Source organism: Arthrobacter alpinus, from assembly GCF_001294625.1.
In the GTDB taxonomy this organism is placed as follows: domain Bacteria; phylum Actinomycetota; class Actinomycetes; order Actinomycetales; family Micrococcaceae; genus Specibacter; species Specibacter alpinus_A.
Map to the genome: position 1 here is coordinate 1,428,789 of NZ_CP012677.1, position 18,829 is coordinate 1,447,617.

18 protein-coding genes are annotated in these 18,829 nt (G+C 64.0%); 8 read left to right on the forward strand and 10 right to left on the reverse strand.

What is annotated here, in order from left to right:
• Positions 1 to 2: 2 nt before the first annotated feature.
• The 3 genes from AOC05_RS06330 to AOC05_RS06340 form a co-directional block, all read right to left on the reverse strand.
• Entirely contained in the window at positions 3 to 827 is an 825-nt protein-coding gene (locus AOC05_RS06330; RefSeq protein ID WP_062006505.1) for an SDR family oxidoreductase, read from the reverse strand.
• 76 nt (positions 828 to 903) lie between these two features.
• Positions 904 to 1,464: a Dps family protein gene (locus AOC05_RS06335; protein WP_062006506.1), complete on the reverse strand. Its 561-nt coding sequence runs from the start codon at positions 1,462 to 1,464 to the stop codon at positions 904 to 906.
• Positions 1,465 to 1,593: 129 nt separating this feature from the next.
• Entirely contained in the window at positions 1,594 to 2,214 is a 621-nt protein-coding gene (locus AOC05_RS06340) for an L-threonylcarbamoyladenylate synthase (RefSeq protein WP_062009444.1), read from the reverse strand.
• Between the two features lie 196 nt (positions 2,215 to 2,410).
• On the opposite strand from AOC05_RS06340, the gene AOC05_RS06345 reads away from it, so the two are divergent.
• Both AOC05_RS06345 and AOC05_RS06350 read left to right on the forward strand, forming a co-directional pair.
• Entirely contained in the window at positions 2,411 to 4,726 is a 2,316-nt protein-coding gene (locus tag AOC05_RS06345; protein ID WP_062006507.1) for a transglycosylase domain-containing protein, read from the forward strand.
• Between the two features lie 119 nt (positions 4,727 to 4,845).
• Positions 4,846 to 5,274, forward strand: coding sequence for a universal stress protein (locus AOC05_RS06350; protein ID WP_062006508.1), 429 nt, complete (start codon positions 4,846 to 4,848; stop codon positions 5,272 to 5,274).
• Here the strand turns inward: AOC05_RS06350 and AOC05_RS06355 are convergent.
• The 4 genes from AOC05_RS06355 to AOC05_RS19725 form a co-directional block, all read right to left on the reverse strand.
• A complete protein-coding gene (locus AOC05_RS06355) occupies positions 5,241 to 5,882 on the reverse strand; it encodes a hypothetical protein (protein WP_062006509.1) in 642 nt (213 codons plus the stop codon). The two genes, AOC05_RS06350 and AOC05_RS06355, sit on opposite strands and share 34 nt — an antisense overlap.
• A gap of 682 nt (positions 5,883 to 6,564) precedes the next feature.
• A complete protein-coding gene (locus AOC05_RS19715; RefSeq protein ID WP_062006510.1) occupies positions 6,565 to 7,065 on the reverse strand; it encodes a hypothetical protein in 501 nt (166 codons plus the stop codon).
• Complete coding sequence (locus AOC05_RS19720) at positions 7,050 to 7,262, reverse strand: hypothetical protein (protein WP_197277904.1); 213 nt, start codon at positions 7,260 to 7,262, stop codon at positions 7,050 to 7,052. The genes AOC05_RS19715 and AOC05_RS19720 overlap by 16 nt, the downstream gene beginning before the upstream one ends.
• Positions 7,262 to 7,555, reverse strand: coding sequence for a hypothetical protein (locus AOC05_RS19725; protein WP_062006512.1), 294 nt, complete (start codon positions 7,553 to 7,555; stop codon positions 7,262 to 7,264). Before AOC05_RS19725 ends, AOC05_RS19720 begins: the two co-directional genes overlap by 1 nt.
• Before the next feature lie 744 nt (positions 7,556 to 8,299).
• Here AOC05_RS19725 and AOC05_RS06380 point away from each other — a divergent pair.
• Complete coding sequence (locus tag AOC05_RS06380) at positions 8,300 to 8,743, forward strand: AMIN-like domain-containing (lipo)protein (protein WP_062006514.1); 444 nt, start codon at positions 8,300 to 8,302, stop codon at positions 8,741 to 8,743.
• Here the strand turns inward: AOC05_RS06380 and AOC05_RS06385 are convergent.
• Complete coding sequence (locus tag AOC05_RS06385; RefSeq protein ID WP_062006515.1) at positions 8,731 to 10,452, reverse strand: PucR family transcriptional regulator; 1,722 nt, start codon at positions 10,450 to 10,452, stop codon at positions 8,731 to 8,733. The two genes, AOC05_RS06380 and AOC05_RS06385, sit on opposite strands and share 13 nt — an antisense overlap.
• Before the next feature lie 150 nt (positions 10,453 to 10,602).
• On the opposite strand from AOC05_RS06385, the gene AOC05_RS06390 reads away from it, so the two are divergent.
• The gene (locus tag AOC05_RS06390) at positions 10,603 to 12,087 is read left to right on the forward strand and encodes a CoA-acylating methylmalonate-semialdehyde dehydrogenase (protein WP_062006516.1); all 1,485 of its coding nucleotides are present in this window, start codon (positions 10,603 to 10,605) and stop codon (positions 12,085 to 12,087) included.
• A 36-nt stretch (positions 12,088 to 12,123) separates the two neighbouring features.
• Complete coding sequence (locus AOC05_RS06395; RefSeq protein WP_230085663.1) at positions 12,124 to 13,497, forward strand: aspartate aminotransferase family protein; 1,374 nt, start codon at positions 12,124 to 12,126, stop codon at positions 13,495 to 13,497.
• A gap of 205 nt (positions 13,498 to 13,702) precedes the next feature.
• Here AOC05_RS06395 and AOC05_RS06400 read toward each other — a convergent pair whose 3' ends face one another.
• On the reverse strand, positions 13,703 to 14,125 hold the full coding sequence (locus AOC05_RS06400) for a pyridoxamine 5'-phosphate oxidase family protein (protein WP_062006518.1): 423 nt from the start codon (positions 14,123 to 14,125) through the stop codon (positions 13,703 to 13,705).
• A gap of 7 nt (positions 14,126 to 14,132) precedes the next feature.
• Positions 14,133 to 15,260 (reverse strand): LacI family DNA-binding transcriptional regulator, encoded by a 1,128-nt coding sequence (locus tag AOC05_RS06405; protein WP_082357807.1) that lies wholly within the window; start codon positions 15,258 to 15,260, stop codon positions 14,133 to 14,135.
• Between the two features lie 254 nt (positions 15,261 to 15,514).
• Between AOC05_RS06405 and AOC05_RS06410 the strand changes: the two genes are divergently transcribed.
• Genes AOC05_RS06410 through AOC05_RS06420 form a run of 3 tightly spaced genes read left to right on the forward strand, consistent with a single transcriptional unit; the run spans position 15,515 to position 18,774 of the window.
• Positions 15,515 to 16,648: a Gfo/Idh/MocA family protein gene (locus AOC05_RS06410; protein ID WP_062009447.1), complete on the forward strand. Its 1,134-nt coding sequence runs from the start codon at positions 15,515 to 15,517 to the stop codon at positions 16,646 to 16,648.
• Between the two features lie 3 nt (positions 16,649 to 16,651).
• Positions 16,652 to 17,881, forward strand: a complete 1,230-nt coding sequence (locus AOC05_RS06415) for a dihydrodipicolinate synthase family protein (RefSeq protein WP_062006519.1) — start codon at positions 16,652 to 16,654, stop codon at positions 17,879 to 17,881.
• Entirely contained in the window at positions 17,878 to 18,774 is an 897-nt protein-coding gene (locus tag AOC05_RS06420; RefSeq protein ID WP_062006520.1) for a sugar phosphate isomerase/epimerase family protein, read from the forward strand. Before AOC05_RS06415 ends, AOC05_RS06420 begins: the two co-directional genes overlap by 4 nt.
• Positions 18,775 to 18,829: the final 55 nt, after the last annotated feature.

Sequence of the window (18,829 nt, forward strand, 5' to 3'; positions counted from 1 at the left end):
TTTTAGTGGCTCGTGGTGGTCCCCTTTGGTGTGGCGGCTCGCCAGTCGTGATTTTGTAGGTGCGAACTGGCCTGGGCACCCATTTGAGACATGCCCCCGTCCACTGCCCAGCTGGCCCCGCTGACATAGCTTGCTGCGGGCGACGCCAGGAAGGCGATCACCTCTGCCACCTCTTCGGCTACCGCTGCGTGCCCCAGTGGCAGACCGGGCCGCGGGATCTGGTGGGCGTGCCGGGTTTCGTCGGGGGGCAGGTGCGTGGCGATTTCACCCGGGGCCACTGCATTCACGGTGATTGCGTGCTCGGAGAGTTCCAGGGCCAGGGTCCGAACGAGCCCGTCCAAGCCGAACTTTGAAGCGCAGTACGCGCCAAAGCCAAACCTCGGTTGCTGGGCGTGAATGCTGGTGACAGCCACGATCCGTCCACCGGAGTTTCCTGCGATGAGAAGTTTCGCGGCCGCCTGCAGGCACAGGAAGGCGCCGTTGAGGTTCGTGTCAAGGATGTTTTGCCAGTTTGCCAGCGTGGTGTCGACCACAGCGGCGTTCAGCCCGATGCCCACGTTGTTGACGAAGACACCCAAGGTGCCCAAGTCCCCGGCCAATGCGTTGACTGCCGGAGCGCAGCTGGACAGGTCCGAGGTGTCCAGCCACAGGGTTGCCGTGACCCGTCCCCGGGCCCGGATCTGCTCAGTGGTGTCGGCTGCCCCGGCTTCGTCGTCGTGCCAGGTGAAGCCAACGTCATAACCGTCCCGGGCCAGTGCCAGCGCTGTCGCCTTGCCAATGCCGCGGTCGGCGCCGGTGACGATGGCAGTTCGCGGATAGGGTTTCATCTTCCTCCAAGGTTCCTGGTCGCGCGCGGGAAGCCCGCGGCAGGCCACACTTGGTTCGTGGACTGCCGCGGGGTGCCTACTTTGCCTTGTGGGCCGCGGAGCGCTCGGTCTTGGCCCCGGCATTGACGAGGTCGCCGTCGTCGTCTTCCAAATGGGCGCGCATGAACCATTGGAACAATTCGAGCTTGGCACACTGGCCGATGAGCATGTCCTCGGTGATCGGGTCCACGGCAGCGACCTCCGCCAGCGCCTTGCGGTGGCTGGAAAGGAAACCGGTGTAAACCACATCGAGGGCCGCCAAGTGTGCCGCGGTTCCGGCACGCCCAATGGCGTAGTCGTCCCATGAGCGGGCGGCCACCAAGGCACCCGGCAGGCCGTTCGGGGAGACACCCAGCGTGGCAATGCGTTCGGCCGTCTCATCCACCATGGCCCGCACAATCTCAATTTGGGGGTCGAGCATCTCGTGGACACTGATGAAGTCCCTGCCCACCACATTCCAGTGGGCGTGTTTGAGCGTGAGCGCCAGATCGTTGAGGGCGTGCAGCCGGGCCTGCAGCAATGCACCAACTTTGTGGCCGTCCTGCAATGACAATCCGGGAACTGTGTAGCCGGCGTGCTTGGTCCTCTTGACTGCCATGTGCTGCTCCTTTGGCTGATGGGCGCCGCGTGGTCGACAGCCCTGCCTCCACGGTAGTCACTGAGGACCTTTTGGTCTAGGGCCCAGGCCGCTGGTTGACAGGCAGCACGGCCCCCATCCGCTAAGGACCTATTCGAAGCGGGAAGGATCTCCCATGCCACGGCGTACCACTTCGGCGGTTCCGCTGGAAAAGTCGATGACTGTGGTGGGCTCGGCGCCGACGTCGCCGGAGTCAATCACGGCGTCCACCTCATGGTCCAGGGTTTCCTTGATTTCCCATCCTTGTGTCAACGGCTCTTCCTCCGCCGGGAGCAGGAGCGTGCTGGAGAGCAGCGGTTCACCCAGCTCAGTCAAAATGGCGGCGATGAGGCGACTGTCGGGGATGCGCACACCCACCGTCTTCTTCTTCGGATGCAGCAGGCGTTTGGGGACTTCCTTGGTGGCCGGCAGAATGAAGGTGTACGGGCCGGGCGTGACCGCCTTGATGCTGCGGAAGATGTCGTTATCAACGGCGACGAACTGGCCCATCTGCGCAAAATCCTTGCAGACCAGCGTGAAGTGGTGCTTACCGTCAAGGTTGCGGATCCGACGGATTCTCTCCAGCGCCTCCCGGTTGCCCAGCTGCGCGCCCAGCGCGTAGCAGGAATCGGTAGGGTAGGCGATCAATCCGCCGGACTTCAGCAAATCGACCACCGCACTCACCGAACGCGGTTGGGGATCTTCGGGATGGATGTCAAAGAATTTGGCCATGATCGTAAGCATACGTGGGTGCCGAACTCGGGGCACGCATCAGCTTACAAACAGGTCCGGAAGTCCGCTTCCACGCCTTGTTTGTGGGTATCGCACAGGAAATTCCCACGTTTAAGGGGGATAATAGCTACCGTGTCTTGATGGCATGTGTCAGGTTGGCGGCAACGCCATAGTCATAAGGGAAGGCTCGCACCAGATGCCCCAGGGATCACAAGGCTCACCACGGAATTCACGGTGGCGGGACAATGGAACCGCCGTGGCCAACCTCCTGCGACTCGTGGTGGTGTGTGGCATGTGCGGGGTGTTGTTGGCCGCACTTTTGGTGCCAATAGGCGCCCTGGCCACAGCGGCCGTGGCGGGCACCAACACGGTGCTCGATGAACTGCCCAGAACCCTGTCCACGGCCCCGCCGGCGCAGACCACCAGGGTGCTGGCCTCGGATGGTTCGCTCCTGGCCTCCTTTTATGCCCAGGACCGGCAGGACGTCACCTTGGAAAACATGTCCCCGTACATCAAGAACGGGATTGTGGCCATCGAGGACGCCAGGTTCTACGAGCACGGCGGCATCGACATGACTGGCATACTGCGGGCGCTGGTAGCAACGGTGAAAGGTGGACGTGAGGGCGCCTCCACCATCACGCAGCAATACGTGAACAATGTGATCATTGAACAGTTGGTCTCCAACGGGAAAACCGAGGACGTCAAGCTGGGCCAGCAAAAAACGCTCGGTGACAAGATCAATGAGATGAAGCTTGCCATCGGCCTGGAAAAGGAAATGTCCAAGGACCAGATCCTTGCCGGCTACCTGAATATCATCTACTTCGGCAACGGCGCCTACGGCATCCAAGCAGCCTCAAAACTGTATTTCAACACCACAGCCAAGGACCTGACGCTTCCGCAGGCGGCGGCACTGGCCGGGGTGGTCAACAGCCCCACCTACTACGATCCCATAACCCAGCCGGAGCATGTGGTGGCCCGCCGCAACGCCGTCTTGGCCGGAATGCTGGCCCAGCAGAAAATTTCCCAGCCGGACTACGACGCTGCCGTCAAGGCCCCTTTGACCCTCGATGTGAACAAGCCTGCGCAAGGCTGCGCCGCCGCGGCCACTGCCCCTTACTTCTGCGACTACATCCAGCAACTGGTGCTCAACAACACCGCGTATGGGGCCACCGTTGAGGACCGGACAAAACTGTTGTTGCAGGGCGGGTTGACCATCAAGACCACCCTGGACCCGGCCTTGCAAAGTGTGGCCCAGGAAAAGGTCAATGCCACCATGGCCCCCACGGACCCGCTGCAACGTGGTGCCGCCGTGGTCAGCGTCCAGCCAGGGACGGGTGAGGTATTGACCATGGCACAAAATACCGTCTACAACCCGGCTACAGCCCCCGGAAACTATATGGGCAACTTTGCCCTGCCCATCAACGACGCCAACGGGCTGCCGCTCAACGGCGCCGGCGGATTCCAAATCGGTTCAACCTTCAAACCCATCGTTTTCGCCGAGTGGCTCAACAGCGGACATTCGATGATGACGGTCATTAACGGTGGGGTGCGTAAGTACCCGCTGGGCTATAACTGGAAGAACTCCTGTGGCACCACGGCCGGGGCGTACGACCCCGCGGCCGGCGGCGGGAGCGTGCTGTTGCCCAATGACGACCCCAATCACTACTATCCAATGACGGCCTTTGAGGGGTTGTACAACTCGATCAACACCATCACGTTCCAAACGGCCACTCAGCTGGACTTTTGCAACATCCAAAAGATGGCGACGGCGGCCGGCATCAAAGATGGCCGGACCAACAAGCTCTACGACGTTTCCCAGATTTCCAGCCTGATTGGCACCCAGAATGTGGCGCCCATCGACATGGCCACCATGATGGCCACGTTCGCCAGTGGTGGCGTGCGGTGCGACCCGATAGCACTAGTCTCGGTGACCGATGCCGCGGGCAAGGCGTTCCCGGTGCCTGCCGCCAACTGCCAGCGCACGATCAGCGCCGACGTGGCCGCCGGTGTCACCTACGCCCTACAAAATGTGCTGGTGCGTGGTTCCGGCTACCAAATCCCGATCAACGACAAATCCACGTCCTTCGCCAAGACGGGCACCACCGACTACAACATTGACACGTGGACTATCGGGGCGAACACGGGGATCGCCACAGCGTCATGGTTTGGCAGCTACCAGGGGAACAGTCAGCAGTTCTGGAACCAGAACATCACCATCAATGGCCGATATTGGCCGGTGGTCGATGGTGCCAACCTGGCAGGCACCCAGTGGGCTGCGCTCATGAACGCCGCCGCGGGCGTGCCTGTCCTGACGCCGGCGGCACTGCCCCAGCCGCCGGCGGTCATGCTCAGCCGAACCGTTCCCCTGGTGGCGGGTGTGAACAACCCCTTGGCCGGAAGCGGTGTCCCTGCTCCGGTCCCCGTCCCTGCAGCACCAAACCAAGCCCCGGCGCCTGCACCAGCCCCGGCGCCTGCACCAGAGATTAGCACCGCACCCAGCAGTGGGCCCTGAGTCCGGCGTCGTGCTTGCCGGCGGTGACGATGACAGGCGCCGGGGCCAGCTAATTTCCGCGTTTGGCCCTTCTCGGCAAGACTAGGGGTGCAATAATCCCCTGACGCAAGGAGAGCACCATGAAAGATACAACGAACCCGCCACGCATCGTGGTTGGTGTCGACGGATCCGAATCATCCATCAACGCCTTGCGTGAAGCGGCGAGCCTGGCCAAGGACCTCAACGGGACCGTTGACGCCATCGCCGTATGGGCGGCCCCCACCAAGCGTGCCAGCTATGAGGCCGTGGGCATTGGCCACTTTGCCGAAGGTGCCCAACAGACTATTGACCAGGCGTTGCAGGATGCGTTCGCCAACGAACGTCCCGCCCACGTGCACGCACGGGTGGAGCAAGGCTCAGCCGCGCCCATCCTGGCCGAGGCCAGCAGGGGCGCCCGCTATTTGGTGGTGGGGCGCCGTGGCCATGGTGGACTGATGGGGCTGGTGCTTGGTTCAGTCAGTGCCCAGAGCATCAATCAAGCGCACTGCCCGGTGATCGTGGTTAAGTAGCAGCCGGTGTCCGTCAGGACGTGTCTTGCTGCCGCGCCTGATCTGGCCGCCTGTTCAGCCCGGTGGAATGCGAGCTCCAACAGCATGATGGCCTCCGGATAGCCGGGCTCGCCCTCCCCTCCAGGGGAAGTGCCCCCGTCCGTGTCGCGGAGTAGTTGCTCGGCCAGCGCCGCAGCCTTCACCAAGGCCGAAGTTTCCGGAACCCGGACGTCACTCATGGAGGGGAAGTCGATGGCAGCACCTGGGTCGAGTTCGTAACGGCTCCAGCGGGTGAGGACCTCCTCATGCCGGGCCGCCAAGGCTGCCTGCTCACGTGCATGCTGTGATCGTGCCGTGGTGGCGATCCTGACCGCCACGCTGTGTGAGGCGAGCTTGTTGACCCAACAACCGGTTCCGGCAGAGACGGCCAGCAGCGTCAGCGACGCCCAGGGGCTAGCGGCGGCGCTGATCAAGATGGTCGGTGCCAACACACACAACCCGGCAAAGCCGTACCAAAATTTCGTGTCGGGATCGTGTTCCTGCGACGGGCGAGTCTTGACCAGCCACATTGTCCCCGCCGTTGTAAGCACCACGAGCACCACCAGCACGCCAAGGGTTACAACCAGCATCACGGCACCTCCCGAGCAACGGTCCGGGACCGCCCTGTCCGGACTTTTCAAAATGGGGCCAACGCCAAGCGCGCAGGTCCTCCTACTACCATTGCAGGCCCTTTACGCTCTTTGGTCAAGGGCACCGGGCTCACGCCCGGATCATTGTCACGTCCTAGCCCACCCGGCGTCTCGCCACAGACCTTTGGCGGTCACTGGCGGCAGTGCCGTAGTTCTCAACCGCAGGCCATCGCGATACAGGGCTTGATCGTGCCGGGACTGCGTGATTACCACGAACGGTATTGCCACGGACAGTGCCGGCATACGCGCCCGCCTAGACACTCGCGGAAACCGTGGGGAGAGCAGCCTATGGGAGGGCAGACAGTGGGGCTGGCTCGGGGTAGGTGTGCTTGCCGCCCGGCAGTGACGAGGCTGCCGCAGCCACCAGGCAGTCGATGATCGCAAACCCAAAAAGCCACGGTCAGCCCTTCGGCAAACGGACCGGAGATCAGCGTGGGGAAGAAGCGTCGGCCGGTGAGGTAGTCGGCGTCGGCCGGTGGGAGCTTGGCCATCGCGGCTGGGCCCAGCAACGTCTGCACCGGGTTGTAGCCCAGCAGGGAGGAGAAGAGCACGGAGACCGGGGGCAGGTTCGCAACCCGTTCGGCGTCGAGCGCGCTGACGCCGTACGCTGTCAGCCCAGAGCTCAGGGTGGCCGGCTATTCAAGATGCCGGCCCGGTTGGGTACCGCAAACAAGCCCATGCCGACTCCGTTGAGCGGGAGGACAAGGGCGAATCCCCAGTACGCGAAGCCCACCGGCAGCACCAGAAACCACACGAAGCTCAACGCCGCCACCACCATGCCTCCGGTGGACAGCAGCTGGGCTCCACGCCTGTCGGAGATCGCCCCGGAGATGGCGCCGGCCACCAGGAAACCCACGGTCAGGGGCAGCATGTAGATGCCGGCCCACAGGGGAGTGTCGGCAAAGTTGTGGCCATCCCGGGGGAGCCAGATCCCCTGCAGCCAGATGATCAGAATGAACATCAGCCCGCCACGGCCAATTGCGGACAACAAGCCGGCAAGGTTTCCTGCCGTGAACGCCCGGATGCGGAACAGCGAGAGTTCGAATATGGGCTCCGCGACGCGGCTTTCCACGACGACGAAAATTCCCAGGACCACAGCGCCGTCCACTAGGGCGCCCAGCACCCACGGATTCGTCCAGCGACGGAGACCAGGAACACCAGACGCCAGTCGATGGGTTCCAGCAGCCCGCAGATGATCAGGCCCAGGAAGCCCCCCGCAATGCCTGCCACCTGGTTCAGGCCCAAAGCCAGGCCGCGCTGGTCGACGCTGAATGCGTCGGTGTTGATGGCGTCGGTGATGATGGTGTTGGAATTGGCCATCAGCATGGCCCCCCCGCGCACTGGAGGATGCGCATGACGATCGTCCACATCACGGCCAAGGTGCTCTGCATCCATGTCACGGCCAGGAGGACCGAGAACACCGTGAAGATGGCAAAGCCGGCGTTGTACATCTTCACGCGCCCGTACATGTCCCCGAGCCGCCCAAAACCGACCACCAGGACGGCGGTGGCCACCATGTAGCCCATGATCAGCCACAGCAGGAGGCTGGTATTGCCCGGAGTCAGCGGGTTGATGCCCACGCCGCGGAAAATGTCCGGCAGCGCTAAGAGCATGATGGAGAGTTAATGGAGGCCATCAGCACACCCAAGGTGGTGTTGGAGAGGGCGATCCATTTGTAATGTGGTTTGGCCAGATCGCGAGTGCCGCGCAGTGTGCCATTCTCGCCAGCCAGTGCCCGTGCAGGATTCACGCTTATCAGCCCCTTGGTAGATCACGGGGCAGGGGCTCGTTGGTTACCTCTATCAACTAACCATGTTGGTCCGGACTTGGCTTGATGTAGCTGGGAAGTTGCCCAAAATGTTCGACGGCGAAACGTCATGTGCAGTTTGGCAGGCTAGGTCTTGGCGCATATTCGAATACATGTTCTAACCTGCGCCGCGCTCGCAGGCACGGGACGTAGCCGCGGCACTGCGCAGCTGGCCCGTCCACCCTTTCAACGTTGGAGGCCATCCGCCCTGCGCGATACTCTCGGCGGGCTTGGCGCCAGTGGACATTATGCGCAAAATCTGACTTGGGTCCAGCGCATCATGGAAGGGCCACTCGGCGTCGTAGCCCTCACACCCACAGATCACGGATGGGTCAGAGAAGAAACGTGGGTAACAATTCCATGCACTGGCCGGGCCGGCAAAACAGTTGGGCCCATCTCTGGCTGGCAGTCGCGCCGTCACGGGCGTGCCCACCAAAAATGGGGAGACCATTTGGGTATGGCCTTCGCGCACTTGCTCAAGAGGTTGTTCCCATGAAAAAGTTCAAGTCCTGGCTGGCAGTATTGGGGCTGCCGGCAACATTGTTGTTCATTGCACCGGCGCAGGCGCAGCCCTTGTTGCGGCATCGTCTGGAGCTCACTGGCCAAGTCGGCAGGAACCGTCTCCAGCGCCGCCCTGAGCGATGTCCGGGCCGTGTGGCACGCCAGCTATGACAGATTGGTTTTCGACATTGCAGGCCAGGGCGCCGGATTCCCGGTCGGCTACGTCTCCGCTATCCACCGGCAAGGCAGCGCTGCAAACGTTGACTTGCGCGGGGGAGCGTTCCTACCAGTGAGCGTCCTTGACCCGGTCTACAATGTGGCCACCGAGGCACCCACCGACGCGCCGGCGAATCCGAACGAACTAATCAACACGGCCGGATTTGCCACGTTCCGCCGCGTCGTCATGGCGGGCAGCTTTGAATCGGTCACCACCGCTAGTGAGGGTCTGCAACCGAGGCCCTCGGGGACGTGCAGGAGAATCTACCGGGGCTGAGCCGCCTGGATGGTCTCCCAGGCGATGACAGCCGCCTGGAGCCCTGCGATGACCTCACCGTCGGACAAGTCCACCCCGAGCAGCCTTTCAATGACCTCCAACCTCTGGTAGAACACCGAGCGGGACAGATGGCTGCCAGCGGCCGCCTTGGTGCGGTTGCCAGGATGTGCCAGATAGGCTCGGAGCACCGGCAGCAGGTCACTTCCTTGCGTGGCGTCGTGGTGCAGCAAGGCGCCCAAGCTGCGTTCCAGGTAGCCCTGCATCCGGGGGTCTGAGCGCAACGCTCCGATCAGCCCGCGCAGTGCCCTGTCCGCCGAGCGGTGCAGGACTGATTCCGTCCCGGCTGTGCTCCGCCTAGGCACTGATCCCAGCACTTCAAGTGCCTCCTGGAGGGACGCTGCGAGAGCGCCCACCTGCTCCACGACCGCCCCGGCCGCCAAGGCCGCCCGTCCGGTTTCCGGCGACTGCCCGTTGGCCAACTCCTGGAGCTTCACGGCAAACGTGTCAATGGCAGCCTCGGGCGCCACCCGTCCCGGGCCGGGCTCCGGCACTGACAACGCCATAAGGAGAGTCTCAGAGGCTGCGGGCCCGGTCCAGCTCGCCACGGCGTTCAGCCCCATGGAGCGGGCCAGACGTGTTACCTCGGCGGTCGCGGGGACCCCGCCGACCGGCAGTGTGCCGTCAGCTTGAGGGGAGCCGGGGACCGGGCGCAGCGCCAAACCACACAGCCGTCGTTGGGCCACCGGCAGGCCCATGGACTCGAAGCGCGCGCGCAACGCCACATCGCTGCGATACCGCCCCTGCAACAAGGACGCGAGCAGCCAGTGCTGGCTGGCGGGGACCCAGTGGTCGGCCGTCCCGTCTGCGAGCCTGCTCAGGGAAAGGGCGACGGCGGCCTGTTCCAGTACCAGCGCACGGCCGGCCGGGTGGGGCGCGCCGTCGAACGCGATCAAGTAGCCCCAGCGTGTACCGCGGGCCTGAACCGGGGTGACCAGCCAGCTTTCGGGCCCCAGCACCGAGGTGCGGGTGTCCTCGCCGCCGCTGTTGCCACTGCCTTTGCCACTGCCATGGCCGCTGTCCTCGGGGCGGCCCCGGTGGGCGGAGCGGGACCGGGACTCCCACAACGCCAGGAGTTCCTCCTCCGGCCGGCCGGCCGGCTCAAAGGCAACAACCTGGTGGGCCATGTTCTCCAGGACGACCGGCGAACCGAGCACGGCACCCAACTGGGCCACGATGTAATCCGCAGGCGAACCACGCAGACTTAGTTCTGAGAACAGGGCGTGGACCTCATCACGCGCCCGCAAGGCCCCCATCTGCTCGGCAATGATGCGCCCGTGCACGGCCTCGGTGACGGTGACGAACTTAATCCGCCGATGCAAGACCACCAACGGCAGATCCTGGCTCAGGCAACACTCCACCAGCCGCGGAGGCGCTTGATCATAGCGGGTGCCCAGTTCCAGCACCAGTCCGGCCACGCGCGCGGCGGCGAGCTCGGCGATGTAGCCCGGGATCCAGCCGTCACCGTCCGGCCACCCCACACCTGTTGCCAGCAGCAGCTCATGCCCGTCCAGCAATTCGGTGACGTCCTGGGCTTCCACAACATGGACCCAACGCACAGCGTTTCCCAGGCTGGCGCTTCCCGCCAGAACCCTGGCCTTGCCGGCCGCGAAAACCGGTAGGGCCAGCACCTCGGCAACCGTCGGGAGCATCTCCGGACGATCTGTCCGGCCGGGAGTGAAATTCCGTTGATGTGTCAGCGCCTTGCTCCGTATCTTCCGTGTGAGGATCAATAGAGACGAGCATACAACGGCAGCCAAACAGACTGTCCGGATATCATGACAGCGAAGGAAAAATACCACATGCAGCTTATTCCGCACTTCATTGCCGGCCAGGAAGACACCACTTCGGAGCGCCGCGGGCCCGTCTACAACCCGGCCACAGGTGAGCAGCACAAGGAGGTCGCCTTCGCCACCACCGATTTCGCCAACCAGGCCATTGCCGCTGCTGCCGCGGCTCTTCCGGCCTGGCGGGCCACCTCGCTGACCAAGCGGACCGACATCTTTTTCAAACTGCGCACTCTGCTCCAGGAGCGCAAGGCCGAGTTGGCCGCCATTGTCACCAACGAGCACGGCAAGGTCCTTGACGATGCGGCAGGCGAAATTGCCCGCGGCAGCGAGAACGTGGAATTTGCGGCCGGGCTGATCAACCTGCTCAAGGGGGAACACAGTGAGCAGGTCTCCTCCGGCATCGACGTGCACAGTATCAAGCAGCCCGTCGGCGTGGTGGGCTGCATCACCCCGTTCAACTTCCCCGTCATGGTGCCGTTGTGGATGATCGCCAGCGCCATCGCCTGTGGCAATACCGTGGTGTTGAAGCCCAGCGAGAAGGACCCTTCGGCAGCCTTGTTCCTGGCCAAGCTCTTCCAGGAGGCGGGACTGCCCGACGGCGTGCTCAACGTGCTCCAGGGCGACAAGGAAGCAGTGGACGCCCTCCTTGAGAGCCCCACGGTCAAAGCCATCAGTTTTGTGGGTTCCACCCCCATCGCACGCTCCATCTATCAGCGTGCCGCCGCCAACGGCAAGCGTGTGCAGGCGCTGGGAGGCGCCAAAAACCACATGATGGTGCTGCCCGACGCCGATCTGGGCAATGCCGCCGACGCGGCCGTCTCCGCCGCCTACGGCTCCGCCGGGGAGCGCTGCATGGCTGTCAGCGTGGTGGTGACCGTGGGCGACATTGCCGACGAGCTGGTCGCCGGCATCAAGGACCGCCTCGGCGCACTGAAGATCGGCGACGGGACGAAGGCAGGGACCGATATGGGCCCGCTAATCACCGGCGAGCACCGCGACAAGGTGGCCTCCTATGTGGCAGGCGCTGCTGCCGAAGGTGCCACCGTCATTGCCGACGGCCGCGAAACCCTCTTCGACAACGACGGATTCTTCATCGGTGTCACACTGCTGGACCATGTCAAGCCGCACATGTCGGTCTACACCGACGAGATCTTCGGCCCCGTCCTGTGCGTGGTCCGTACGGAGAGCTACGACGAGGCGCTGGAACTGATCAACAGCAACCAGTTCGGCAACGGTACCGCGATCTACACGCGCGACGGCGGGGCGGCACGTGCCTTCCAGTTCGACGTCGAGGCAGGTATGGTGGGCGTCAACGTCCCCGTCCCCGTCCCCGTGGGCTCCTTCTCCTTTGGTGGATGGAAGGACTCGCTCTTCGGCGACGCCCACATCTACGGCCCCGAAAGCGTCCACTTTTACACGCGCAGTAAAGTTGTCACCACCCGGTGGAACGACCCCTCCACCTCCTCCGTCAACCTCGGCTTCCCGAGCAACTCCTAGACCAGCGCACCAGTAAAGGAAACTTTCATGACTGACATGCTTTCCGCCGAGACAGGCACGCAGACCGGTGATCACGCCGTCGAACGCACCATCCGGCACAACGACCGCACCCATGTGCTGCACTCCTGGTCCGCCCAAGCCAAGATCGACCCGCTGCCCGTCGAAGGCGGCTTAGGCTCCACGTTCTGGGACTACCAGGGCAACAGCTACCTGGACTTCGGAGCGCAGCTGGTGAACCTGAACCTGGGCCATCAGCACCCTGACCTGGTCAAGTCGATCCAGGACCAGGCAGGCAAAATGGCCACCATCCAACCCGCCTTCGCCAACGACGTCCGCGGCGAGCTGGCGGCTCTGATCGCCTCGAAGGCGCCCGGGACCCTGAACAAGGTCTTCTTCACCAACGGCGGCGCCGAGGCCAATGAGAACGCCGTCCGGATGGCGCGGGCGTTCACCGGCAAGTCCAAGATCCTGGCCCAGTACCGCTCCTACCACGGGGCCACGTCCACGGCGATGGCGCTGACGGGGGACCCCCGGCGCTGGGCCAACGAGCCAGGAGCTGCCTCCGTGGCACACTTCTTTGGCCCGTACGCGTACCGGTCCCCGTTCCACTCCAGCTCACCTGAGGAGGAAAGCGCCCGGGCGCTGGAGCACCTGGAGTCCGTGATCGTGTTGGAGGGGGCCTCCACCATTGGTGGGATCATCATTGAAACGGTGGTCGGCACCAATGGCATCCTGGTTCCGCCGCCGGGCTACCTGCCAGGGGTGCGTGCCCTGTGTGACAAGTACGGGATCGTCTACATTGCCGACGAGGTCATGGCCGGCTTTGGGCGCATCGGCGAGTGGTTTGCGGTGGACGCGTTCGACGTCGTCCCGGACCTGATCTCCTTCGCCAAGGGCGTGAACTCCGGGTACGTACCCCTCGGGGGGGTTGTCATGAGCGATGAGATCGCGGCCATCTTCGATGAGAAAGCGTATCCGGGCGGGCTGACGTACTCCGGACACCCGCTGGCCTGTGCGCCAGGTGTGGCCACGTTCAAGGTCTTTGAACGTGACGGCATCCTGGCCCATGTGCGGGATCTGGGCAGCCGTGTGGTTAAACCGATCCTCGAGTCGTGGCTGCACAAACACCCCAGTGTGGGGGAGATTCGCGGCCAGGGCCTGTTCTGGGCGGTGGAGCTCGTCACCAACAAGGACACCCGCGAACCGTTGGTACCCTTCAATGCCGCAGGAGAGGCGGCCCGGCCCATGGCCGAGGTGGTGGCCGCGTGCAAGGCTCGCGGTGTGTGGCCCATGACCAACAACAACCGTGTCCACATCTGCCCACCGCTGGTGATCACCGAGGAGGAGCTGCGCGCGGGACTGGCGGCCATCGACGAGGCCCTGACGGTGGCCGACGGGTTCGTGCGCTAAATCCTTTTACAACAAAGATGAACGTTGTAGTCATTAGTAATGACTTCGTATTCCATGGCAAATGTCCTGAATTCCGCAAATTCAGGACATTTGTTGTGTCAGCCGCCGTCGCCGCGAATGATCATGGGCAGTTAGGAGGCATTCTTCGGCTGGCGTGAAAAGTGCAGCCACAAGTTCTCGGGCGCTGAGGCGCCAGATCCGGTTCTCAGCGCTCCGGTTCGGTGCCGAGCTCAAAGCGAATCCCGCGCACGCTGGTGGGGATGATCTCCACGTAGGTGTTTTTGCGGGTCGGGATCCAAGGGGTGAGGGGCAGTTCATTGGCGGCGTCAATCTCCGTCTGCGACTCAATGACTCGCGCGGAGCCCTTGACCACCACACTCCAGGCGGAGTTCTCGGCGATTCCGTCGATTTCAAAGGCCACTCGATCGTTGATGGTTAGTTCTGCCAACTTGGTGCCGGGGTTGGTGCGCATCAACAACTTGCCATCATGGGCTAGGAAGTTGATCGGAAAAATGTCGGGTTCATTGGCGACGCTCAGTGCCAGCCGGCCAAAGGAGGTGTGCTCCAGAAAACGCCAGGCGTCGCTGGGGGACATGGTTGCGCCGGGGTGTTCCTCATCTGTTGTCATGGCTTGATTATGCACCCTTTGGACCTGTGGTGCTGTCAGGTGAGCGATTCGCCACAGGGGAGCGGCGCAGTTGCGCCAGCGGTGCGCCGGCGCTTTCTCGCAGGATCACCTGCCCCGTGACATGGGCCGTGGCATTGGCGTCGGGGCTCAGTGCAAGTTCTGCGGCGAGCTCCCCAATGCGTTCCAGCGGCAGCCTGTAGGTGGTCAGCCCCGGTGAGTGGTCGCGCAGGGTGGGGATGTCATCAAAGCCGGCGACCTGGACGTCTTCGGGGACGCGCAGGCCCCTGGACCGCAGGGCCGTCATGGCGCCTAGGGCCATGACGTCGTTGGCCGCCAGGATGCACAGCGGTTGTGCGCCGACGTTGCCGGAATCGTCGCCGCGGAGGCTGTCAGGGGAGCTGTCGCCTTTTATACCGAGGGAGTCAAGGCATTCAAGTGTTGCCTGGTATCCGCCTTGGCTGTCGAAGGAGCCGTGGATGAGCACCGCGGGGGACTGGCCCAAATCGTTCAGGGCCTGGAGGAAACCGGACACACGGGATCTGGCGGTGTTGCGTTCGGGCGGCCCGGCCAAGATAGCAAAGCGGTTCACTCCCTGGTGCGCCAACACCTCGACCAACTCCCGAGAGCCTGCCACGTTGTCCACATGGACACTTCTGGCGCCAGGAATACTGGTCCCCCCCAGGGCCACCACGCGGCCACCGTTGGCAATGTACTGAGCCAGGGCCTTACTGAGCCGGGGGTCCTCAGTTTCCCGCCGGGAAGCAGCAAGAATGATCGCGTCGGTGCGGTAGGAGATGAAGGCATTGACCGCCGTGAGCTCCGCGTCCTCCCCAATATCGGTGCTGGCGAGCAACACCTGGCGCCGAGACGTCAAGGCCACCTGCTGGACGCCGTGGGCAATGGCGGAAAAATAAGGGTCGGCGATGTCGTGCACCACCAGGCCGAATAATCCCGTGGCGGAGCGGGCCAGAGCCTGGGCCTGCGCGTTGGCCACATAGCCGAGCTCAAGGGCTGCGGCCTGGACGCGTTCGGCGATGTCCGCCGCCGGGGTGCGGGCGGAGCCGTTGAGTACCCGGGAGGCCGTGGCTAGTGAAACGCCGGCGTGGCGGGCAACTTCTGAGAGCTTGACGGGCACGGTGGCGTTCCTTGATGTTGGCAGGTGGGACGTTGCTGGGCCATGTGGGGCCGGTCATGAGGTGTCCTTGACCCACGGTGAGTCTTCAGCATATATTGGAAAGCGCTTTCCAAACCACAAACCACGCCGGGGTGCCCGGTACATACTGAACAACTACTTCTTAGGGGAAGACCGTGACTCTGACAGCCACCACCGCGCCAGCGCCAGCCGAAGCCACTGCCGCCACCGCCAAGCCCGCCGTGATCCGCATTGCCATGAACGGCATCACCGGGCGCATGGGCTACCGCCAGCACCTGCTGCGCTCCATTCTGCCTTTGCGCGAAACCGGGCTCACCTTAGAAGATGGCACCAAGGTCGCCATTGAACCGATCCTGATCGGCCGTAACGCGGCGAAGGTGCGCGAGCTGGCCGAACTGCACAACGTTGAGCACTGGTCCACCGATCTGGACGCCGTCATCGCCGACCCCACCGTCGACGTCGTCTTTGACGCCTCCATGACAAGCCTGCGCGCCGCCACCTTGAAGAAGGCCATGGCCAACGGCAAGCACATCTTCACCGAGAAGCCCACGGCCGAAACCCTCGAAGAGGCCATCGAGTTGGCCCGCGTCGCCCAGGACGCCGGCATCACTGCAGGCGTCGTGCACGACAAGCTGTACCTGCCCGGCCTGGTCAAGCTGCGCCGCCTCGTAGAGGAAGGCTTCTTCGGCCGCATCCTCTCGATCCGCGGCGAATTCGGCTACTGGGTCTTCGAAGGCGACCACCAGGAAGCCCAGCGCCCCTCCTGGAACTATCGCAAGGAAGATGGCGGCGGAATGACCACCGACATGTTCTGCCACTGGAACTACGTGCTTGAAGGCATCATCGGCAAGGTCAAGTCCGTCAACGCCAAGACTGCCACGCACATCCCGGCCCGCTGGGACGAGCAGGGCGTTGAGTACAAGGCCACCGCCGACGACGCCGCCTACGGCATCTTTGAACTGGAGACCCCTGCCGGGGATCCCGTCATCGGCCAGATCAACTCCTCCTGGGCCGTGCGCGTTTACCGCGATGAGCTCGTGGAATTCCAGATCGACGGCACCCACGGTTCCGCCGTTGCCGGCTTGCGCAAGTGCCTCTCCCAGCAGCGTGCCAACACCCCCAAGCCCGTCTGGAACCCGGATTTGCCCGTCACCGAACCCTTCCGTGAGCAGTGGGCCGAAGTTCCCGCGAACGCCGAACTGGACAACGGCTTCAAGCTGCAGTGGGAAGAATTTTTGCGCGACGTTGTCGCCGGCCGTGAACACCGCTTCGGCCTGCTCTCCGCAGCCCGCGGCGTGCAGCTCGCCGAGCTGGGCCTGCAGTCCTCTGCCGAGCGACGCACCCTGGACATCCCGAAAATCGAGCTCTAAATCATGACAATCTCACTGACGCTTCCCGCCGCTTCCGGCGAACTGGAAGACCTGACACTGAACCCGTGCGGGCTGTGGCGCAAGCCCACCGAGCTGATCCGCTCCCGCAAGGTGTACGCCGCAGCCCACGTCACGCCCAAGGTCCTGGGCAACAACGTTCCTGGCGCCCCGGCCGACATCGACTGGGACTCCACCCTGGCCTTCCGCCGCGAGCTGTGGAGCTGGGGCGTGGGCATTGCCGATGCCATGGACACCGCACAGCGCGGCATGGGCCTGGACTGGGCCGCCACGCAGGAGCTGATCAACCGCAGCGCCGCCGAGGCCGCCCTCATCGCGACGCCGGAGCGCACCGTACGTGACCTGCTCGCCTGCGGTGCCGGCACCGACCAGCTGGACCCGGCCGCCGTCGAACCCGGCGAAGCAGGACTGGCTGCCGTGTTGGCCGCCTACCGTGAGCAGATCGCCGCCGTCGAAGCCTCAGGAGCGAAGGTCATCATCATGGCCTCCCGCGCCCTGGCCAAGGTTGCCTCCGGCCCGGCGGACTACCTGGCCCTGTACGGCACGCTGCTGTCCGAGGTCAGGGAACCCGTTGTCCTGCACTGGCTGGGCACCATGTTCGATCCCGCTCTGGCCTGCTACTGGGGCAGCGACGACGTCGCCGCCGCCACCGCCACCTTCCAGACGCTCATCGACACCCACTCCGAGAAAGTGGACGGTGTCAAGGTTTCCCTGCTCGACGCCGGACACGAAGTTGCGCTGCGCGCCAGCCTCCCAGCCGGTGTGCGCCTGTACACCGGGGACGACTTCAACTACCCGGAGCTCATCGACGGCGACGGGGAAAACTACTCCGACGCATTGTTGGGCATCTTCGCCGCGATTGCCCCTGCCGCCTCCACTGCGCTGCAGGAGTACGACGCCGGCCGCCCAGCCGAAGCCCGTGCCATCCTGGACTCCACGCGGGATCTGGGCCTGCACATCTTCGAGGCACCGACGTACTACTACAAGACCGGCATCGCGTTCCTGGCCTGGCTCAACGGCTTCCAGCCCGGTTTTCAGATGATCGGTGGCCTGCACTCGGGCCGCGACGTCAATCACCTAGTCAAGCTCTTCCGTTTGGCGGACACGGCCGGGCTGTTGCTCCAACCGGACGTTGCTGCAGCCCGCATGGCAGGCTTCCTGAACACCGCCGGCTTTGCCGCCGAGGTTAGCATCACGGAAGGCGACAACGCATGAGCACCTTTGACAGGCTCTCCATCAACACGGCCACCATCAAGAAGGCCTCCCTTGCGCAGGCGTTGGAGCTGACGGTTGCCGCGGGCCTGTCCCACATTGGCCTGTGGCGTGACAAGGTCGCCGAAGTCGGCCTGGAAACAGCTGTTGAGATGGTGCGCGCTTCCGGCCTGCAGGTTTCCAGCCTGTGCCGTGGCGGCTTCCTGACCGCGGCCGATGGTCACGGCCAGGCCGCTGCTCTGGCTGACAACAAGGCTGCCATCCTGGAGGCCAAGGCGCTGGGGACCACCGAGATCGTCGTGGTCGTCGGCGGCTTGCCTGACTTCAGCGTCTCGCCGGGCGCTGTTGACGGGGGAGGGAACGCCACCACAGTGGTAGGCGGCAAGGACATCGTCGCAGCACGCCAGCGCGTCGCCGATCGCCTCGCCGAGCTGGTGCCGTTCGCCCTGGAACACGGCGTCCGGCTGGTGCTGGAAGCCCTGCATCCGATGTACGCCGCGGACCGTGCAGTGCTCTCGACACTGGGCCAGGCCCTGGATTTGGCCGCCCCGCACCCCGTGGAAGCCGTCGGCGTTGTCGTAGACACCTTCCACGTTTGGTGGGACCCTGCCCTGCAGGAGCAGATCGCCCGTGCCGGCGCCGAGGGCCGCATCGCCTCCTACCAGGTGTGCGACTTCAACCTGCCCATCGCCACTGACGCCCTGCTGTCCCGCGGTTTCATGGGCGACGGCGTAGTTGACTTCGCGTCGATTTGCACCTGGGTGGCCGAAGCCGGCTACGACGGCGTGGTCGAGGTGGAGATCTTCAATGCGGACATCTGGAACCTGCCCTTCGCCGAGGTCATAGACACTGTCAAGGCCCGTTATGCCGAACTCGTGGAGCCGCACCTGGGCTGACGCCGCACTTGGGTTAACGCTGAGGATACAGATACGGTGATCCGCCCCATCGTTG